Raw genomic sequence first — 15,581 nt, forward strand, 5'->3', positions numbered from 1 at the left:
TCAATATCCTCTTGTCCAAGCATCGGTGACCGTGGCGGAGACGCGCGTTTCAACGGTAACGCCACTGGAGCGCAGGATGGACGCCGCGCTGTCGAGCCAGGGCCACTCGGTGGCCCAGTGGGCGGCGTCGATCAGGGCGGGGCCGCCAGACTCGACGAACTCGCTGGCCGGATGGTGCCGCAGGTCGGCCGTGAGGAACACGTCGACGCCCGCGGCCCTGGCCGCGCCGAGCAGTGAGTCGCCCGCGCCGCCGCTGACCGCGACGCGTGTCACGGGGCGGGCCAGGTCGCCCGCCACGCGCAGGCCGCCGGAGGTGCGCGGCAGCCCCTTGGCGGCGCGCGCGGCGAACTCCCCCAGCGTCGAGGGCTCGCGCAGCTCGCCGATGCGGCCCAGGCCGCGCCAGGGGTCGTCGGGGAAGGGCTGGAGCGGTACGAGGTCGCCGGTCAGGCCCACGGCCCTGGCCAGGGCGTCGGAGACGCCGGGGTTGGCGGTGTCGGCGTTGGTGTGGGCGGTATAGAGGGCGACGTCGTGCTTGATCAGCCGGTGGATCAGGCGGCCCTTGGGGGTCGTGGCGGCCACGCTCGTGGTGCCGCGCAGGTAAAGCGGGTGGTGGGTGACGATCAGGTCGGCGCCCCACTCAAGGGCCTCCTCGGCCACGACCGCGACCGGATCGACGGCGAACAGCACCTTGTGCACCCGTTCGGCAGGGTCGCCGCAGACCAGCCCCACCGCGTCCCACGACTCGGCCCGGGCGGGCGGGTAGGCCGCCTCGAGCACCTCGATCACCTCAGTCAGCGTCACAGCAGCCACCTGCGCAGACTACCGGCCCGCGGGAGGGCCGCGCGGGGCGTGGCGGAGGGTGTCGCCAGAACGCGGTTCGGCGTACTGTAAGTGGATCCTGACTTCGCGGAGGACGGCATGGCACCCAGCGTCGCGATCATCGGAGCGGGCTTCGGCGGCCTGTGCATGGCGATCCGGCTGCGGCGTGCCGGAATCGGCTCCTTCACGGTCTTCGAGAAGGCCGCGGACCTCGGCGGCACGTGGCGGGACAACAGCTATCCGGGGGCGGGCTGCGACATTCCATCGCATCTGTACTCGTACTCGTTCGAGAAGTACGCGAGCTGGACCCGTCGCTACCCGGCCCAACCCGAGATCCTCGGCTACCTAGAGCATTGCGCCGATAAATACGACGTCAGGCGAACAATCCGCTTCGGGACGGAAGTGCGGCGGGCGGTCTTCGACGGCCGCCGCTGGCAGGTGACCAGCGCCCACGACGGCGTCGAACACACCGAGGCGTTCGACGTGGTCGTCATGAGCGTGGGCCAGCTCAACCGCCCCCACCTGCCCGAGATCCCCGGCATATCCGACTTCGAGGGCGTCTCCTTCCACTCGGCCCGCTGGAACCACGACCACGACCTCACCGGCCGCCGCGTCGCCGTGATCGGCAGCGGCTCGTCGGCGGCCCAGCTCATCCCGACCGTCGCCGAGCGGGCCGCGCATCTCGACGTCTTCCAGCGCACGCCCAACTGGGTGATCCCCAAGCCGGACGCCACGTTCGGCCCGCTCGCCCGGCTGGCCTTCCACCACGTCCCCGGCCTCCAGCGGGCCTACCGCGAGTGGATCTACCGGTACGCCGAGGCCACGCTCTACCCCGCCCTGGCCGAGGGGTGGAGCGCCGGCCTGCTGAGGAAGCGCGCCCTGGCCCACCTGCGCGCCCAGGTCCCCGACCCCGTCCTGCGGGCGAAGCTGACGCCCGGCTATCCGCCCGGCTGCAAGCGCGTCGTCATCGACAGCGCCTTCTACCCGGCGCTGACCAAGCCGGACGTCGAGGTCGTGACCGACCCGATCGTCCGGATCGGGCCGAAGGGCGTGGAGACCACCGAGGGCCTGCGCGAGGCCGACACGATCGTGTACGCGACCGGCTTCCGCAGCACCGAGTTCCTGGCCCCGATCGAGGTCACCGGGCTCGGCGGGCGGTCGCTGGCCGAGCAGTGGCGCGACGGCGCGCACGCCTACCTCGGCATCTCGGTGCCCGGCTTCCCCAGCATGTTCCTGCTCTACGGCCCGAACACGAACCTGGGCCACAACTCGATCATCTACATGATCGAGTGCCAGGTGGACCACGTCATGGCGTGCCTGCGGAGGGTGGCCGAGCAGGGGCCGATCGAGGTGCGTCCCGAGGCTATGGCCGCCTGGAGCCGGCAGCTCGACGCGGCCATGGCCCGCATGGTGTGGGGCGAGGGGTGCCGGAGCTGGTACAAGACGGCCGAGGGACGGGTCACGAACAACTGGCCCGGCTCGACGACGCTCTACCGGCGGCTCACCGGCAGGCCGCCGCGCGGGGCTTACCGGCCCGTCGCGGAAGGGACGTCTTCGGCGTAGGAAGGCGCGGGGGACGGTCAAGGAGGGGCCGTCTTCGGCGCGGGGGACGGTCAAGGAGGGGCCGTCTTCGGCGCGGGGGACGGTCGAGGAGAGGCCGTCTACGGCGTGGGGGACGGTCGAGGAGGGGCCGTCTTCGGTGTGGCGGACAAGATGGCGGGGGAAAATCGCGCTTCGGGTGCATTGGAGCAGGTCGGGCGCGCGCGGTAACGTCCTTCGCATGACGCTTCCCCTGCACCGGCGTGCCGTCGTGGCCGACACCCACAATGATCTCCTCATGGCGGTCTCCACCCGGCCGCCCCAGCAGTGGGCCTCCTTCTTCCGCGAGCGGTGGCTGCCCCAGCTCGTCGAGGGCGGGGTCGACCTGCAGATCCTGCCGGTCTTCATCGACGACCAGTACCGGCCCGAGGGCGCGCTGCGGCAGACGCTGCGCATGATCGAGTGCGCCCACGTGATCGCGGAGGGCAACCCCGACGCCGTACGGCTCTGCCTGGACGCCTCGGCGATCGACGCGGCGCTGGAAGAGGGCAGGATCGCCCTGGTGCTGGCGCTGGAGAGCATGCCGGGGCTCGACGAGAGCGTGGAGCTGATCTCGACCGTCCACCGGCTGGGCGTGCGGGTGGCCTCGATCGCCCACTTCGGGCGTACGCCGCTGGCCGACGGCAGCGCCGAGGACGCCACCGGCAGCGGCCTGACCAGCCGCGGCGTGGCCGCCCTGAGCGAGATGGAGCGCCTGGGCATGGTGTTCGACGTCTCACACCTCGGCGCGTCGGGCGTGGCCCACGTGCTGGAGCTGGCGACCAAGCCGGTGATGGCCACCCACTCAGCGGCCCGCGCCCTGCGCGACCACCACCGCAACCTCACCGACGACCAGCTCCGCGGGGTCGCCGCCACGGGCGGCGTGGTCTGTGTGAACTTCTACGCCCCCTTCCTGGCCGACCGCATGGAGGACATGACGCTCGACCGCCTGCTCGACCACATCGAGCACGTCGCGCAGGTGGCCGGGATCGACCACGTCGGCCTCGGCCCCGACTTCATCCGCGAGGTCATGGACGACCTGACGCCCCCGTGCTGCGAGGACCTGGAGCCCGATGGCCTCGACCCCAAGGCGTCGGTCCCCGGCCTGGAGGGGCCCGCCGGGCTGCCCATGGTGACCGAGGGGCTGCTCGCCCGCGGCCTGCCGGAGAAGGACGTCACCAAGATCATCGGTGGCAACGTCCACCGGTTCCTCGGAGAGCGGTTGGCATGATCGAGGATCTGGAGGAGCTCGTCCTGTGCGAGTCGTTCTCGCGCGACCTGGAGGCCGTGGCCCGCAGCGCCGAGGTCGTGGCCGCGATGGGAGCCCGTCACCTGGGGGCGAAGCCGGAGTTCCTGGTCATCGACGGCGTCACCCATCTGCGCTGGACGTTCGGCACGCCCCGGGTGCTGCTGCTCGGCCACCACGACACCGTCTGGCCGATCGGCACGCTGGCGACCCACCCGTGGTCGGTCGTGGACGGGGTGGCGCGCGGGCCGGGCGTGTTCGACATGAAGGCCGGGCTGGTGCAGACGTTCCACGCGCTCGCCGGGCTCGACTCCCTCGACGGCGTCACGCTGCTGGTCACCGGTGACGAGGAGCTGGGCTCGATCACGTCCGCGCCGCTGATCACGGACACCGCGCGCGGGCTGGCCGCCACGTTCGTCATGGAGGCCAGCGCGGACGGCGGCGCGCTGAAGACGTCCCGCAAGGGCACGTCGATGTACACGTTGCGGGTGCGCGGCAAGGCCGCGCACGCCGGGCTGGAGCCGGAGAAGGGCGCGAACGCGGGCGTCGAGCTGGCGCACCAGATCCTGGCCATCGCCGCGCTCGGGACCGGTGACACCACGGTCACACCGACCGTGCTGCGCGGCGGGACCACGCTCAACACCGTCCCGGCCGAGGCGACCGTGGGGGTCGACGTGCGGGCGAGCACGGTGGCCGAGCAGCTGCGGGTGGACGCCGCGATGCGGGAGCTGGTCCCGGCGGTGCCCGGCACGCGGCTGGAGGTCGAAGGGGGCCCCAACCGGCCGCCGCTCGAAGCCGCGATGTCGGCCTCGCTCTACGCCCTGGCGCAGGACCTGGCCGAGCGGCTGGACGTGGGCCCGCTGCCCTCCGCCGCGGTGGGCGGCGCCTCCGACGGGAACTTCACCGCGGGGGCGGGCTGCCCGACGCTCGACGGGCTGGGCGCGGTGGGCGGCGGCGCGCACGCCGACCACGAGCACGTGGTGGTGGCCGAGATGCCACGCCGCACCGCCCTCCTCCGCGCCCTCATCGAGGCGGTGCGCTGAAGGAGCGAGGCTGTGCACCCAGGTGCACCCAGGTGCACCCAGGTGCGTGAGGCTGCGCACCCCTGTGCGCCCAGGCGTGCCGGGAAGCCGGGCCCGCGTCATGGCCTCGCGCCGGACGGACGGGTCCGGCCTCGGGGCCGGGGTGATCATCGGGGACAGCATTCTGTCACTCCTTCACCAGTGGTATCGGTACAGTGACTCCCTGTAGTCATGTGACGTGCGCCGCCACTCTCGGGGCGCACGTTGACCAGGGAGGTTCCCATGACATTCATGCTGACCGCCGCTCGCCGGACGGCCGCCCTAACCCTTTGCGCGGCCGCCGCGCTCGCCGTCCCGTTCGGGGCGAGCCCGGCGGGCGCCGCCGCCGCCGACGAGCCGGGCGTGCTGCTGTTCATCACCGTAACGCCCAGCAACGGCGGCGGCGCGTACTCGATGCGGCTCACCTGCGACCCCGACGGCGGCACGCACCCGCGCCCCCGGACGGCCTGCGCGGAGCTGCACGAGGTCGACGGCGTGATCAAGGACCTCAACGTCGACCCGGGCGCCTGCCCGCGCAACTACGCGCCGGTCGACGTCCAGGTCAGAGGCCACTGGTACGGCCGCACGACGTCCTACGACAGAAAGTTCGAGAACGACTGCGTCATGGAGCGCACGCTCGGGGCGCTCGTGAAGTGAGCCCCGGCCGTGCCTGACATGCCCGTCCGCGACCCGCGGGCGGGCATGTCGCCGTCCGGCGGGCATAGTGGGGGCATGACGAGCCGGGAGGAGGCCGCCGCGGCGGCGGCCAAGAGTGGTGTGGTGATCCGCGAGTTGCACGAGATCGGCGAGTTCTCGCAGGTCTTCCGGCTTTTCGAGCAGATCTGGCGGCCCGATCCGGGCAACGCGCCGGTCAGCGTCGAGATGATGATCGGGTTCGCGCACGCCGGGAACTACGTGACCGGGGCCTACGAGGGCGACGTGCTGGTAGGGGCGTCGGTGGGCTTCCGCGCGGCGGGCGGCGCGCTGCACTCCCACGTGACGGGCGCGTCGATCGGGCGGGGCATCGGCTACGCGCTCAAGCTGCACCAGCGGGCGTGGTGCCTGGAACAGGGCCTGGAGCGCGTCACCTGGACGTTCGACCCGCTCGTCCGCCGCAACGCCCGCTTCAACCTGGTCAAGCTGGGCGCCCGCCCCGAGGAGTACCTGCGCGACTTCTACGGCGTGATGGCCGACGCGATCAACGAGGGCGACTCCTCCGACCGCCTGCTGGCGGTGTGGCCGCTGGACGAGCAGCCGATCGAGCCACGGGTCGAACCCGCCGAAGGCCGCCCCCGGGTGCTGGAGGAGGGCGGCGACGGCCCGCTCGTCCGGGCGGCGGACACGGACACGGACGTCGACGTCGTTCTGGTTGGCACGCCGCGCGACGTCGAACGGCTGCGCGGGCAGGACCCGGCGGCGGCCAGGGCCTGGCGGGCGGCGATGCGCGAGGTGCTCGGCGGCCTCATGGAGTCCGGCGGACGGGTGGTGGGGCTCACCGACCACGGGGACTACGTGGTCGCCCTGACCGGATAGTTCACCGGCGTAAGAGATCTGCGTAAGGTGACGGTACGGGAAGCCGAACAAGGAGATCCGCATGACGGACTTCACCCCCACCGTCCCGGCGCGAATCCTGCCGTCCGTCACCGTCCGCGACCTGCCCGCCCCTCCCCGCTCGACCTGGCGCGTCATCGGCCCCGGGCTGGTCGGGGCGGGGGTGGGGCTGGCGTCGGGCGAGTTCATCATCTGGCCCTACATCGCCTCCCAGGTGGGGCTGGTGTTCGTCTGGGGCGCCGCGGTCGGCATCGTCACCCAGTGGTTCCTGAACATGGAGATCGAGCGGTACACGCTGGCCACCGGCGAGACCGCGCTGACCGGGTTCAGCCGGATGTGGAAGCACTGGGGCCTGGTCTTCGTCGTGATGACGCTGGCCTCGAATCTCTGGCCGGGCTGGGTGACCACGTCGGCCACGATGGTGACGTACCTGACCGGGTCCGGCGCGGGCGGCGTGCGGTGGATCGCGATCGGCATGCTCGTCGTGATCGCGCTGGGCCTGACGCTGGCGCCGGTGATCTACACGGCCCTCGAACGGGTGATCTTCGTGAAGATCGCCCTGGTGGCCACGCTGGCCGTGGTCGCGATCCTGTTCGCCGTCAACGCCGACAGCTGGGTCGAGCTGGGCAAGGGGCTCACCGTCAGCGCGCGTTTCCCCGCAGAGGAGCTCGGGATCGCCGTGCTCATGGGCGCCGTCGCCTACGCCGGCGCGGGCGGCGGCCAGAACCTGTGCCAGAGCAACTGGATCCGCGACAAGGGCTTCGGCATGGGTTCGTACGTCCCGCGCCTGGTCAGCCCGGTCACCGGTGAGGAGGAGGCGGCCGCCTCGACCGGCTTCCAGTTCCCGCCGACCGAGGGCAACCTGGCGCGCTGGCGCCGGTGGTGGCGCTTCGCCAACGCCGAGCAGGGCGCCACGTTCGCGCTGGTGTCGTTCCTGACGATCGCGCTGATGTCGATGCTGGCCTACTCGACCGTCTTCGGCCGGCCGGAGGTGGCGGGCAAGAACGACATCGGCTTCCTGAAGGTCGAGGGCGAGGTGCTGCAGGGCGCGGTCGGCACGTGGTTCGGGGTGCTGTTCTGGGTGATCGGCGCGCTGGCCCTGTTCGCCTCGGCGATGGGCATCGTCGACTACACCTCGCGGCTGGCCTCGGACACGATCAAGACGGTCTACCTGCGCGACCGGCCCGTCTCGGTGAACCGGGTCTACTTCGTCACCGTCTGGGCGATGACGCTGGTCGGGATCGCGATCCTGCTGCTCGGGTTCGACCAGCCGCTGATCCTGCTGGTGTTCTCGGCGTGCTTCGCGGCGGTGATGATGTTCGTCTACTCGATCCTGCTGATCGTGCTGAACCGGCGGTCGCTGCCGGAGGCGATCAGGGTCAGGTCGTACCGGCTGGGGGCGCTGGTCTGGTCGGTGGCGTTCTTCGGGACGCTGACCGTCCTGGTGGTCGTCCAGCAGGTGCAGAAGCTGACCGGATGAGCGCCGGGATTGACCTCAAGTTCGCTTGAGGTAGGACACTCGGCGGCATGGATGTTGTCGAGGTGACGAAGTTCGGTGGTCCCGAGGTGCTCCGGGTGCGGCGGGTGGACGATCCCGTCGCGGGGCCGGGACAGGTGGTGGTCGGCGTCTCGGTGGCCGACGTGATGTCGCTGGACGCCCAGTTGCGCGCCGGATGGGGACAGGAGTGGTTCCCCGACCGGCCGCCGTTCGTGCCGGGGACCGGGGTGGCCGGGCGGGTGCTGTCGGTGGGCGAGGGGGTGGACCCCGCCTGGACGGGACGGCGGGTCGCGGCCCTGGTGCCGGGCGGGTACGCCGAGCGGGTCGTGACCGGGGTGGACACCCTCGTGCCGGTTCCCGACGAGGTCAGCTCGTGGCTGGCGGCGGCGTTGCTCCAGGTCGGCCCGGCGGCGATCAGCCTGGTGACGGCGGCGGAGCTGAAGCCGGGGGCGCGGGTGCTGGTCACGGGGGCCGGCGGGGCACTGGGCCTGCCGATCGTCCGGCTCGCGCGGGCCGCCGGCGCCCGGGTGACGGCCGCCGCCCACGGCCCGGCCAAGCGGGCGGCGGCGCTGGCGGCGGGCGCGGCCGAGGCGGTCGACTACCCCGCCCTGACCGCCACCGGCTTCCGGACAGCCGAAGCGAGCGGGGACGCGGTGGGGGCGTTCGACGTGGTCTTCGACGGGGTCGGGGGGCGGGTGGGGGCCGAGGCGTTCGCGTTGCTCGGGCCCGGCGGGGTGTTCTTCGCGTACGGGGTGCCGAGCGGCTCGACGGCGCTGGTGGACCCCGCCGAGGCGGCGCGGCGCGGCGTGCGGCTGGTCGGCATGGAACAGGTGCAGTTCGCCCCCGAGGAGTTCCGTCGCCTGGCCGGGCAGGCGCTGGGCATGGCGGCCTCCGGCGAGCTGACGACCGTCGTCGGCCTGGCCGTGCCGCTCGACCGCGCCCACGAGGCGCACGCCGCCCTGGAGGCCCGCGAGCTGGTCGGCAAGGCGGTGCTGCTGGTCACCGCCCAGGCCGTGCGCTACCACGAGCACGGCGGCCCCGAGGTGCTGGCGCTGGAGGAGGTGCCGCTGCCCAGGCCGGGCGCCGGGCAGGTACGCGTGGCGGTCCGGGCGGCCGGGGTGAACGCCCTGGACTGGAAGCTGCGCACCGGCTTCCGGGGCACGCCGCCCGACGGCCCGCAGGGCACCGGGATCGAGCTGGCCGGAACGGTCGACGCGCTCGGCCCGGGGGTGGCCGGCCTGGAGGTGGGCCAGGCGGTGTTCGGCCAGGTCGCGTCGGGGGCGGCGGCCACGTACGCGCTGGCCGAGGCCGCCGCGCTGCGTCCCAAGCCGGAGCACCTGTCGTACGCGGAGGCCGCCGCGCTGCCCGTCGCCCTGGAGACCGCTCACCGCACGCTGGACGAACTGGGCCTGCGCGCGGGCGAGACGCTGCTCGTCCACGCGGTCGCGGGCGGCGTCGGCCTGGCCGCCGCGCAGCTCGCGCTGGCCCGGGGCGCCCACGTGGTCGGCACCGCGAGCGAACGCCACCACGCCTTCCTGCGCGAGCTCGGCGTCGTCCCGATCACCTACGGGGACGGGCTGGAGCAGCGCCTGCCCGGCCCGGTGGACCGGGTGCTGGACGCCTCAGGACGCGGCGAGGTCGGGCTGTCGGTCGGGCTCACCGGCGACCCGGACAAGGTGCTCACCATCGCCGACCCGGCGGGCGCGGCCGAGCACGGCGTGCGCTTCTCCACGGGCAAGGGCGGGACGTTCCCGGTGGACGTGCTGCCGCGCGTCCCGGTCGCGGAGGTGTTCCCGCTGGAGCGGGCGGCCGACGCCCATCGGCGCAGCCAGGACGGCCACTTCCTCGGCAAGCTCGTCCTGGACGCGGAAGCCTCCTTGCCGCGATAGCGGGCACACTGGGCCCATGCTGGAAACCTCCGCCCGCCTGCTCAAGCTGCTGTCGCTGCTCCAGGCGCATCGCGAATGGACGGGCCCGGAGCTGGCCACCCGGCTGCGGGTCTCGACCAGGACGATCCGCAACGACGTCGAGCGCCTGCGCTCGCTGGGCTACCCCGTGCACGCCACGCCCGGGACGGCCGGCGGGTACCGGCTCGGCGCCGGGGCGGCGCTGCCTCCGCTGCTGCTGGACGACGAGGAGGCCGTGGCGGTCGCGGTGGGCCTCGGCCGGGCGGCGGGCGGCGGGGTGGAGGGCATCGAGGAGACCTCGGTGCGGGCGCTGGCCAAGCTGGAGCAGGTCCTGCCCGCCCGGTTGCGGCGCAGGGTGAACACGCTCAACGCCTACACCGTGCAGGTCCCCGGCTCGGGGGCGGCGCCCGTCCGGCCGGAGGTGCTGACCGCGATCGCGAACGCCGCCCGCGACCACGAGCGGCTGCGCTTCGACTACACCGGGCACGACGGCTCGCCCGCGGTCCGGGACGTGGAGCCGTACCGGCTGGTCCACCGGCGGGGGCGGTGGTATCTGGTGGGTTTCGACGTCGAGCGGGACGACTGGCGCACGTTCCGGGTCGACCGCCTGCTGCCCCGGACGCCGACCGGCCCCCGGTTCACGCCCCGGGAACTGCCCGGCGACGGCGACCTGGCCGCGTACGTCGAGAAGGGCGTCAGCACGGCGATGTGGCGCCACCGCGCGACGGTGCTGCTGCACGCGCCCGCCGCGCACATCGTGGCGCTGCGGCCCGGCCTGGCGGTCGAGCCGGCCGGCGAGAACGCGTGCCTGCTGGAACTCGGCGGCGACGACCTCACCGGGATGGCGGCGTGGATCGGCTTCCTCGGCGTCGACTTCGAGGTGCTCGACCCACCGGAGCTGGCCGAGACGGTCCTCGGCCTGTCGGAGCGCTACCGGCGGGCGGTCAGCGGACGGTAGGAGCCCGGTCAGCGGACGGCGGCACTCTCGCGGCATGACGAACATGACCTGCGTCGCAGGCGGCAATGACGACTTCCAGCTTGTCACGCACCTCACTGTCACCGGCAGCCAGTTCGAGATCGGCCGGGTGCTCACCGAGGAGGCCCGCCGGCTCGGCTGGTCGCCCAGGGCCGCCGACCCCGCGGTGAACAGGGCGAGGATGTCCTGGTTCGAGCGGAACTGGCCGCAGCACCACGCCCGTCTGGACGGCGCGGCGGCCGCGCTCGGCCTCGACCCGGACCAGGACGACCTGGCCCTCGACGGCTGGAACCGCGTGCCCGAGGGCTCGGCCTGCTCCGGACTGTGGTGCCCGCCGTCCGCCTCGGCCGACGGCCACGGCAGGGTGGGCCGCAACTACGACTTCTTCGTCTCGACCGCCAGTGAGATCAGGGGCAGGCAGCCCCGCCCGGACGAGCTGCCGATGGGCGCCCGCCCCTACGTGATCACCACCGTCCCCGACGACGGGCTCGCCTCGACCGTCATCACCATGGACGACCTCGACGGCTGCATGGACGGCATGAACGAGGCAGGCCTGACCGTCATGCTGCTGCTCGCCGACGTCGAGAACGCCGCGCCGCCGGCGCACACCGCCCCGCAGGTCGGGCTGGGAAGCACCCAGTTGCCCAGGTTCCTCCTGGACACCTGCGAGACCGCGGCCCAGGCCAAGCAGGCGCTGCTGGCCGCCAAGCAGTACGACCACGGCCTGCTCCTGCACTACCTGGTCGCCGACGCGCACGGCCAGGCGTTCGTCTGGGAACGCGGCAGGGACGGCAGCGAGCACGCCGTCGAGTTCGGCGACGGGCCGCTGTGCGTCACCAACCACCTGCTGCACCGCCACCCGGACCCGACGGACCTGCCCGCCGACACCACGCCGAGCCTGGGCACCTACGGCCGGCTGCGCACCCTGTACGAGCGCAGCAAGGGCGTCACCCTGTCCGGCCTGGACCTGCGCGACCTGCTGCGCGCGGTCCGGCCGGACGAGGACCCGGGCGCGCCGTTCCGGACGTTGTGGACCACGGTCTTCGACACCGCCGACCGCACCCTCGCCACCCGCTTCTACCTCGGCGACGGCCGCGACTACAGCGGGGAGCTGGTGTTCCCCGCCTCGGCCAGGTAGCCCTCCCGCACCTTCGAGCGCGACAGCTTGCCCGTGGGGGTGCGCGGGAGCCGCGCGCGGTACTCGACGACCTTCGGGTGCTTGAACCGGGCCAGCCGGGGCCCGCAGTGTTCGAGCAGCTCGGCGGTGAGCGCCGGGCCCGGCTCGACGCCCTCGGCGGGCTGCACGAGGGCGACCACGTTGTGGCCCCACTCCTCGTCCGGCACGCCGATGACGGCGACGTCGGCCACCGCGGGATGCTCCAGCAGCGCGGCCTCGATCTCGGCGGGGTAGATGTTCACCCCGCCGGAGACGATCAGGTCGGTGCGCCGGTCGCACAGGAACAGGAAGCCGTCCTCGTCGAGGTAGCCGATGTCGCCGGGGGCGTACCACTCCCCCAGCATGCTGGCGGCGGTCTTGGCCGGGTCCTTGCGGTACTCGAAGGAGCCCATCGACGACTTGACGTAGATCATGCCGGGTTCGCCGGGCGGCAGCTCCTCGCCGTTCTCGTCGCAGATCCTGGCCTCGAACGTCGGCGCCGGGCGGCCGACCGTGCCCGGCCTGGCCAGCCAGTCGTGCGGCTTGACGGAGAAGGCGATCGTGGACTCGGTCGAGCCGTAGTACTCGTACAGCACCGGGCCCCACCAGTCCATGATCGCCTGCTTGACGGCGACCGGGCAGGCCGCGGCCGTGTGGATGACCTGGCGCAGGCTCGACACGTCGTACTTGGCCCTGACGTCCTCGGGCAGTTGCAGCATGCGGTGGAACATGGTCGGCACCATCATGGCGTTGGAGACGCGGTGGCGCTGGATCAGCTCCAGGATGTCGACCGGATCGAACCTGGGCGTGATCACCACCGTGTGCCCGAGGTGCAGCGCGAACTGGGTGTGCGCGCAGGGCGCCGAGTGGTACATCGGCGAGGTCACCAGGTGCACGGCGTCGCCCGGCGTGAGGTCGACGACCTCGCCGAGGAACCACGTGTACAGCGGCACGATGGCCTCCGGCTCGGCGTCGGGCAGCGCGCGCTGCACGCCCTTGGGGAAGCCGGTGGTGCCGGAGGTGTACCACATGACCGCCCCCGCGGTCCGCCCGGCGGGCGCGTCCGCGGGCTGCCCCTCGGCCAGCCCGGACGTGCCGACCTCCCCGCCCGGGACGGTGTGCGCCGCGTCGGTGACCACGACCTTGGCGTCGCAGTCGGACAGGATGTAGGCCACCTCGGAGTCGGTGAGGTGCCAGTTGACCGGCACGTAGTAGAGCCCGATCTGGCCGGTCGCCATGAGCATGACGACGGCGTCGAGGCCGTTGGTCAGCACGCCCGCGACCACGTCGCCCTTGCCCAGCCCGCGCGCCCGCAGGCCGTGGGAGACCTGGTTGACCCTGACGAGCAGGTCGCCGTACGTGGTCTCGGCGCCGTCGGTGTCGATCACGGCCAGGCGGCCGGGGTCGGCCGCCGCGATGGCGTAGAAGCCGGGAAGGCCGCTGATGTCCATCTACAACTCCAGGAGTTCCGCTAGCCGGGCCCGGTGGATGCGGGGCGGGCCGAGCAGCACCTCGTCGGCCTTGGCCCGCTTGTAGAACAGGTGCGCGTCGTGCTCCCAGGTGAAGCCTATGCCGCCGTGCAGGAGCAGGTGGTCGCGGGCGACCTCGAAGCAGGCGCGGCCCACGTACGCCTGGGCCAGGGCGGCGGCGCCGGGCAGCTCGCCGGGGGACTCGTCGGCGGCCCAGGCGGCGTACCTGACGATCGACTCGGCCTGTTCGAGCTTGCCGTGCATGTCGGCGAGCTTGTGCTTGACGCCCTGGTAGGAGCCGATGTAGCGGCCGAACGCGACGCGGATCTTGGCGTAGGCGACGATGGCGTCCAGTGAGGCGCGCAGCACGCCCAGCTGCTCGGCGGCGAGCGCGACGCACAGCCGGTCGCCGATGCCGCTGCCGGCGGGCGGCCGGCCGAGCACACGGGCGGGGGCCTGCTCCAGGGTCACCCGGGCCTGGCCGCGCGTGAGGTCGAGGGTCTCCAGCGAGGTCCGCGTGACGCCGGGTCCGGCCAGGTCGACGGCCGCCAGCAGCACGCCGCCGTCGGGGGCGGGGACGGGCGCGAGCAGCACGTCCGCCTCCATGCCGGACAGCACGCGTGGCAGGGCGCCGGTGACGGCCGCGCCGTCGAAGGCGAGGTCCTGCTCGGGCTGGACGAGCGTGGCGGCGACGCGGCCCTCGGCGATGGCGCCCAGCAGCTCCTTGTCGGGCACCTGGGTGAGCGCGAGCGCGGCGAACTGGGTGGCGAGGAAGGGGCCGGGCAGCAGCGCGGCGCCGGTCTCCTCCAGGGCCACCGCGAGGTCGGCGAGCCCGGCCCCCGCGCCGCCGTGCTCCTCGGGGACGACCAGGCCGGACAGGCCCAGCTCGCCGTTGAGCCGGGCGTACACCTGGGGGTCGTAGCCCTCGCGGGCCTTGCGCAGCGGCGAGGCGGCGCGCAGGAAGTCGCGCACGGCCTCGCGGAGCTGCCGCTGTTCCTCGCTGAGTACGAGCTTCACCCCTGCGTCCCCACCTTCAGGTCCTTGAACGGCACGGTCTTGTCCATCCTCGGCTCCGGCGGCAGGCCGAGCACCCGGTCGCCGACGATGTTGCGCATGATCTCGTTGGTGCCGCCGCCCAGCGCCATGCCGGGGGCCAGCGAGATCGACCGGGACAGCGGATGGTCGCCGACCACCGACTCGGGGCCGGCGAGCTGGGTGGCGAGGTCGGCCTGGAACAGGGTCAGCTCGGCCAGCAGCAGCTTGGCGGCGCTGCCGCGGGCGCCGGGGAAGATCCCGGCCCTGGTCTCCTGGGCGAGCCGCTGGTTGAACAGCGCCAGGGCGCGGCTGCGGATGTGCAGCTCGACGAGCTGGTCGCGGACCAGCGGGTCGCTGGTGTCGAGCGTCTCGCGCAGCGCCTCGAACGTGGCCGGGTTGTCCTTCTGCCCGCCCATGCCGACGCCGGCGGAGATCGACAGCCGCTCGTGCAGCAGGGTGGTGACGGCCACGCTCCAGCCGTCGTCGACCTCGCCGATCCGGTGCTCGTCGGGGATCGTCACGTTGTCGAAGAAGATCTCGTTGAAGTTGGCCCTGCCGGACATGTCCTTGAGCGGCCTGACGGTCACGCCGGGGTGGTGCATGTCCACCACGAACATGGTCAGGCCGCGGTGCTTGGGCACCTCGACGTCGGTGCGGGCCAGCAGCAGGCCCCAGTCGGCGTGGTGGGCGACCGACGTCCAGACCTTCTGGCCGTTGACGACCCAGGTGTCGCCGTCGCGTACGGCGCGGGTCTGGAGGCTGGCCACGTCGCTGCCGGCGCCCGGCTCGGAGAACAGCTGGCACCAGATCTCCTCGCCGCGCAGCAGCGGCCGGACGAAGCGCTCGCGCTGCGCGTCGGTGCCCCGGTCCACCAGCGTCGGCCCGGTCATGCCCAGGCCGATGGAGAAGACGTACGTGGGGAGGGTGTGGTCGCGGGCCTCGGCGGCGAAGGCGCGCTCCTCGGCCTGCGTCAGCCCCTGGCCGCCCCACTGCCGCGGCCAGGTGATGCCGGAGTAGCCGGCGTCGTAGAGCCTGGCCATGAACTCCTTGGCCTGGGCGAGGGCGTCGGCCCCCGGCTGATCGCCAGCCGGGACGTTGTCGCGCAGCCACTCCGCGGCGGCACGCCGATACTCTGCAAGGTCCACATCGACTCCTTGGCATCAGTGTTCACTTACTCTAGTCAGGTCGCGGCGGCACGCATAGAGCAATGCTCTGGAGGGCCTTTCGACCGTATTTGCGGCCGAATCTCCGCTAATTAGGACCATCAGCACCCCCTGTGATCACC

At 72.8% G+C, this 15,581-nt stretch carries 13 protein-coding genes and 1 pseudogene; 10 read left to right on the forward strand and 4 right to left on the reverse strand.

The annotated features are described in order from the left end of the window. Window positions 1-801: a Nif3-like dinuclear metal center hexameric protein gene (locus tag AB0J97_RS19120; protein WP_357697891.1), complete on the reverse strand. Its 801-nt coding sequence runs from the start codon at window positions 799-801 to the stop codon at window positions 1-3. 117 nt (window positions 802-918) lie between these two features. Here AB0J97_RS19120 and AB0J97_RS19125 point away from each other — a divergent pair, with 117 nt between their 5' ends. The 10 genes and pseudogenes from AB0J97_RS19125 (at window position 919) to AB0J97_RS19170 (ending at window position 11,774) form a co-directional block, all read left to right on the forward strand. Beyond that, the gene (locus AB0J97_RS19125) at window positions 919-2,382 is read left to right on the forward strand and encodes an NAD(P)/FAD-dependent oxidoreductase (protein WP_364090220.1); all 1,464 of its coding nucleotides are present in this window, start codon (window positions 919-921) and stop codon (window positions 2,380-2,382) included. Window positions 2,383-2,599: 217 nt separating this feature from the next. Further along, window positions 2,600-3,628: a membrane dipeptidase gene (locus tag AB0J97_RS19130; protein ID WP_364090223.1), complete on the forward strand. Its 1,029-nt coding sequence runs from the start codon at window positions 2,600-2,602 to the stop codon at window positions 3,626-3,628. Then, window positions 3,625-4,686: a M20 family metallopeptidase gene (locus tag AB0J97_RS19135; protein WP_364090225.1), complete on the forward strand. Its 1,062-nt coding sequence runs from the start codon at window positions 3,625-3,627 to the stop codon at window positions 4,684-4,686. Before AB0J97_RS19130 ends, AB0J97_RS19135 begins: the two co-directional genes overlap by 4 nt. A gap of 261 nt (window positions 4,687-4,947) precedes the next feature. Then, a complete protein-coding gene (locus AB0J97_RS19140; RefSeq protein ID WP_364090228.1) occupies window positions 4,948-5,361 on the forward strand; it encodes an SSI family serine proteinase inhibitor in 414 nt (137 codons plus the stop codon). Window positions 5,362-5,379: 18 nt separating this feature from the next. Beyond that, entirely contained in the window at window positions 5,380-6,237 is an 858-nt protein-coding gene (locus AB0J97_RS19145) for a GNAT family N-acetyltransferase (protein ID WP_364090316.1), read from the forward strand. Between the two features lie 61 nt (window positions 6,238-6,298). Then, window positions 6,299-7,735, forward strand: coding sequence for an Nramp family divalent metal transporter (locus AB0J97_RS19150; protein WP_364090231.1), 1,437 nt, complete (start codon window positions 6,299-6,301; stop codon window positions 7,733-7,735). Between the two features lie 164 nt (window positions 7,736-7,899). After that, window positions 7,900-8,736 (forward strand): annotated as a pseudogene (locus AB0J97_RS19155) (zinc-binding dehydrogenase); the annotation flags it as partial. Window positions 8,737-8,748: 12 nt separating this feature from the next. Then, complete coding sequence (locus AB0J97_RS19160) at window positions 8,749-9,642, forward strand: NADP-dependent oxidoreductase (protein WP_364090319.1); 894 nt, start codon at window positions 8,749-8,751, stop codon at window positions 9,640-9,642. A 16-nt stretch (window positions 9,643-9,658) separates the two neighbouring features. Continuing rightward, window positions 9,659-10,618, forward strand: coding sequence for a YafY family protein (locus AB0J97_RS19165; protein ID WP_364090234.1), 960 nt, complete (start codon window positions 9,659-9,661; stop codon window positions 10,616-10,618). A gap of 34 nt (window positions 10,619-10,652) precedes the next feature. Next, window positions 10,653-11,774 carry a C45 family peptidase gene (locus AB0J97_RS19170; RefSeq protein ID WP_364090237.1) on the forward strand — a complete coding sequence of 374 codons (1,122 nt, stop codon included), beginning with the start codon at window positions 10,653-10,655 and terminating at the stop codon, window positions 11,772-11,774. Here the strand turns inward: AB0J97_RS19170 and AB0J97_RS19175 are convergent. From AB0J97_RS19175 to AB0J97_RS19185, 3 genes are read right to left on the reverse strand one after another with little or no spacing between them, the layout of a single operon-like run. Continuing rightward, on the reverse strand, window positions 11,735-13,243 hold the full coding sequence (locus AB0J97_RS19175) for an AMP-binding protein (protein ID WP_364090240.1): 1,509 nt from the start codon (window positions 13,241-13,243) through the stop codon (window positions 11,735-11,737). The genes AB0J97_RS19170 and AB0J97_RS19175 overlap by 40 nt on opposite strands. Next, window positions 13,244-14,278, reverse strand: coding sequence for an acyl-CoA dehydrogenase family protein (locus AB0J97_RS19180; RefSeq protein ID WP_364090243.1), 1,035 nt, complete (start codon window positions 14,276-14,278; stop codon window positions 13,244-13,246). Continuing rightward, window positions 14,275-15,441: an acyl-CoA dehydrogenase family protein gene (locus tag AB0J97_RS19185; RefSeq protein ID WP_364090246.1), complete on the reverse strand. Its 1,167-nt coding sequence runs from the start codon at window positions 15,439-15,441 to the stop codon at window positions 14,275-14,277. Before AB0J97_RS19185 ends, AB0J97_RS19180 begins: the two co-directional genes overlap by 4 nt. Window positions 15,442-15,581 lie beyond the last annotated feature (140 nt).

The sequence above is a fragment of the Nonomuraea sp. NPDC049607 genome (genome assembly GCF_040675375.1).
In the GTDB taxonomy this organism is placed as follows: Bacteria; Actinomycetota; Actinomycetes; order Streptosporangiales; family Streptosporangiaceae; genus Nonomuraea.

Coding starts and splice junctions, on each gene's coding strand:
- AB0J97_RS19150 (WP_364090231.1), top strand. CDS start 6,299: ATGACGGACTTCACCCCCACCGTCCCGGCGCGAATCCTGCCGTCCGTC.
- AB0J97_RS19135 (WP_364090225.1), top strand. CDS start 3,625: ATGATCGAGGATCTGGAGGAGCTCGTCCTGTGCGAGTCGTTCTCGCGC.
- AB0J97_RS19130 (WP_364090223.1), top strand. CDS start 2,600: ATGACGCTTCCCCTGCACCGGCGTGCCGTCGTGGCCGACACCCACAAT.
- AB0J97_RS19145 (WP_364090316.1), top strand. CDS start 5,380: ATGCCCGTCCGCGACCCGCGGGCGGGCATGTCGCCGTCCGGCGGGCAT.
- AB0J97_RS19140 (WP_364090228.1), top strand. CDS start 4,948: ATGACATTCATGCTGACCGCCGCTCGCCGGACGGCCGCCCTAACCCTT.
- AB0J97_RS19170 (WP_364090237.1), top strand. CDS start 10,653: ATGACGAACATGACCTGCGTCGCAGGCGGCAATGACGACTTCCAGCTT.
- AB0J97_RS19175 (WP_364090240.1), bottom strand. CDS start 13,243: ATGGACATCAGCGGCCTTCCCGGCTTCTACGCCATCGCGGCGGCCGAC.
- AB0J97_RS19165 (WP_364090234.1), top strand. CDS start 9,659: ATGCTGGAAACCTCCGCCCGCCTGCTCAAGCTGCTGTCGCTGCTCCAG.
- AB0J97_RS19125 (WP_364090220.1), top strand. CDS start 919: ATGGCACCCAGCGTCGCGATCATCGGAGCGGGCTTCGGCGGCCTGTGC.